The 3,569-nt window shown below is 69.9% G+C and carries 3 protein-coding genes; all 3 read left to right on the forward strand.

The window, feature by feature from the left end; genetic code table 11:
* The coding region (locus tag HMPREF3113_RS11595) for a DUF1631 family protein (RefSeq protein WP_070472635.1) at positions 1 to 1,690 on the forward strand (1,690 nt) is incomplete at its 5' end.
* A complete protein-coding gene (locus tag HMPREF3113_RS11600; RefSeq protein ID WP_019183861.1) occupies positions 1,687 to 2,037 on the forward strand; it encodes a PilZ domain-containing protein in 351 nt (116 codons plus the stop codon). The genes HMPREF3113_RS11595 and HMPREF3113_RS11600, both read left to right, overlap by 4 nt.
* An 82-nt stretch (positions 2,038 to 2,119) precedes the next feature.
* On the forward strand, positions 2,120 to 3,448 hold the full coding sequence (gene pepQ / locus HMPREF3113_RS11605) for a Xaa-Pro dipeptidase (RefSeq protein ID WP_070472637.1): 1,329 nt from the start codon (positions 2,120 to 2,122) through the stop codon (positions 3,446 to 3,448).
* Positions 3,449 to 3,569: the final 121 nt, after the last annotated feature.

Genomic DNA, 3,569 nt, shown 5'->3' on the forward strand with positions numbered 1-3,569 from the left:
CGCCGCGCGGCCCTTGACCGCCTGGAACGGCAGCGCCCCCAGCGCGGGCTGGGCCGCGATGACCCAGGCGGCAATGGCGCCGCCGGCCGCTGGGCCGGCCCATGGCATGTCCAACGGCGACGCAGCAGCGCCAGGTCCAGCAGCCGCCACGTCTGCATCGGCGCCAGCCACCAGCGCCGCGCCTGCGGCAACCGATCTCGGTGCACCGGCGATGTCGGCCCTGCACCAGATGCTCGGTGCCGCCCGCCAGGCGCACGCCGCCGGCACCGTGCCGGGCGGCGATGCCATGGCCGCACAGGCTGTCGCCGCGACGACCGGCGCGCCCACGCCCGCCGCCGACAACGCGTTTCTCGCCCCGGACGCCCCACCGGCATTGGCGGTTCCCGCCGAAGCGGTGCATGCCACGCTGGCGCGCCTGCAGAGCCAGGCCATTCCCCCCGGCGGCGCCCGCCGCAGCATGGCCGACCTCCACAACGCACTGCTCGCCCAGGTCCGCGCCGACCATGGCGCGCACGCGGCCCTGACCGTCAAGGACAGCGACACCTTCGACCTGCTCGACATGCTGTACGGGCAGATCCAGCGCGAGGTGCGGCCCGAGGCCGTGGCCGCCGACCTGCTGACCCGCCTGCAGGTACCGGTGGCCCGCGCGGCCCTGACCGATCCGGCCTTCTTCGTGCGCGACCAGCACCCGGCGCGGGAACTGCTCAACGCCGTCGCCGAGGCCGGTGCCAACTGGCTGGGCGAGGAGGACGTGGACCCGCTGCTGGTGCAGAAGCTCGGCCACGCGGTCGACCAGGTAGTGAACGACTACGACGGCGATGTGGCGGTGTTCGACACCGCCAATGAAGAGATCCAGCAGCACTTTCGCGCGCTGGCCCACAAGGCCGAGCTGGCCGAGCGTCGTCATGTCGAAGCCGCCCGCGGCAAGGAACGGTTGGAGGCGGCCAAACAGCAGGCCAGTGCCAGCATCGAGCAGCTGTGCACGCAGGCCGCGCCCCCGCGCTTCGTGCAGGCGCTGCTCAAGCAGGCGTGGTCGGATGTGCTGACCTTGACCCTGCTGCGCAACGGCGAAACCTCGCCGCAGTGGCAGCAGCGCCAGCAGGAAACCACCCGGATCGCCGAGGTCACCTGCCTGGCCCCGGGCGCAGGCGCGCGCGATGACGCGCTGGGCAACCAGGTCGAGGCCGCCCTGCTGCAGGTCGGCTATCACCAGGATGAAGCGGCCGCGATCGCGCGTCGCCTGTCCACGCCGGGCGGCGAGGACGACAGCAGCTCGCGCACCGAACTCACCGCGCGCCTGCGCGCGCGCACCCGGCTGGGCGAACAGGCCGACGCCAGCGACCCGCGCAAGGTCGCCCCGCTCGCGCGCAGCACCGCGGAAGATGACTGTTACCGCCAGTTGCGCACACTGCCGTTCGGTACCTGGTTCGAGTTCACCACCAACCAGCAGGGCGACGTCCGCCGCCAGCGGCTCTCGTGGTACAGCCTGATCACCGACAACGCCCTGTTCGTCAATCAGCGCGGGCAGAAGGTTGGCGAGCATTCGCTGGACGCACTGGCCCGGCTGATGGCACACGGCCAGGTGCGGATCGTCACCGAAGACAAGGGCCGGCTGATCGACCGCGCCTGGCAGGCCACCCTGCGCTCATTGCGCTCGCTGGCCGGCAGCCCCGTGGAGAACGCTGGATGACCACGCCCGATACCCGCCGCGCACCGCGCCGCCAGGTGACCGAGCTGGTGCCCGTCACCGACCTGATGGCCGAGACCGTGATCGGCCGGCTCGGCAATGTCTCCGAAACCGGGATGTTGATGCTGGCCTCGGTACCGATGCACGAGGACGCGCTGTACCAGCTGCACTTCGCCATTCCCGGCCCGCAGGGTGAGCCACTGCGGATCGACGTGGGCGTGCACCTGCTCTGGAGCGAGCAGACCCATGCGCCGGGCCAGGCCTGGGTGGGTTTCCGCTTCCTGACCTTGGCACGCGACGCACGCGAACAGCTGCGCCACTGGATCGCCGAGGAAACTTCGGCAGTCTGAGCGCCGGTTCCGGCACAGCGCCCGCGGGCGGATTGCGGCAGAATCCAAGGCTGCATTCCGCACTGCCAGCGAGCTTCATGCCATGAACCAGCCAGACCTCGGCGCCCTGTATTCCCACCACGCCAGCGTCATGCGCCAGCGCGCCGACGAAGCGCTCGCGCGTGGCGGCTTCGATCATCTGGTGATTCCCAGCGGCACCCAGCATTACCAGGCCTTCGATGATCGCGACTACCCGTACGCGGTGAATCCGAACTTCAAGGCGTGGCTGCCGCTGACCAAGCTGCCCAACAGCTGGCTGGTGTACACCCCGGGCCAACGACCGAAAGTGATCTTCTACCAGCCGTTCGACTACTGGCACGTAGTGCCGGATGCGCCGAACGGCTGGTGGGTCGAGCATGTCGATATCGAGATCATCCGCAAACCCGACGATGCGCTGGCACTGCTGCCCAAGGACGCGGCCCGCTGCGCGATTCTCGGCGAGCCGCAGAGCGCGCTGGGCGCGTTCGTGCCGAACAACCCGGCGCCGGTCATCGATTACCTGGACTGGCAGCGCGGCTACAAGACCCCCTATGAAATCGCCTTGATGCGCCAAGCGCAGCGACTGGGCGTGCGCGGTCACCGTGCCGCCGAGGCGGCCTTCCGCGCCGGCGCCAGCGAATTCGAGATCCACATGGCCTACTGCCGGGCGGTCGGCCAGGACGCCAATGAGCTGCCGTACGGCAACATCATCGGTCTCAACGAGCATGCCGCAGTGCTGCACTACACCGACCTGGGCCGCAGCGCGCCGACCCCGCTGCGCAGCTTCCTGATCGACGCCGGCGCCAGTGCCTACGGGTACGCCAGTGACATCACCCGCACCTATGCGGCCGGCGGCCACGACGAATTCCAGGCCCTCATCGACGCGGTGGACGCGGCCCAGCAGACGATGGGCGCGGGCGTACGCGCCGGGGTGGATTACAAGCAGCTGCACATCGATGCGCACCTGTCGCTGATGGGCATCCTCAAGGACTTCGGTGTACTCAACGTCTCGCCGGAAGCAGCGTTGGCCACCGGCGTGAGCGCGGCCTTCTTCCCGCACGGCCTGGGCCATCTGATCGGCCTGCAGGTGCACGACGTGGCGGGTTTCGCGGCCAGCGACCGCGGTGGCCGCATCGAGCGCCCGCAGGGTCACCCGTACCTGCGCATGACCCGCGTGCTGGAGCCGGGCATGGTGGTCACCATCGAACCGGGCGTGTACTTCATCGACATGCTGCTGGACGAAGTGAAGCAGGCCGGCCACGGGGCCAGCATCAACTGGGACCGCGTGGACTTCTTCCGCCCGTATGGCGGCGTGCGCATCGAGGATGAAGTGCTGTGCACCGAAGGCGATGCCGACAACCTGACCCGCCCGGTGTTCGCGTCCGCCAGCTGAGCGGACATGCGGGTGCCGACCCACGGTCGGCACCTGCGCGACATCGCGGTAGTGCCGGCCGCTGGCCGGCTCCCCAGGATGCCGGGATTTCATGAGGAGCCGGCCAGCGGCCGGCACTACC

Origin of the sequence: Stenotrophomonas sp. HMSC10F06 (assembly GCF_001807865.1) — a bacterium.
GTDB classification, from domain to species: Bacteria; Pseudomonadota; Gammaproteobacteria; order Xanthomonadales; family Xanthomonadaceae; genus Stenotrophomonas; species Stenotrophomonas bentonitica_A.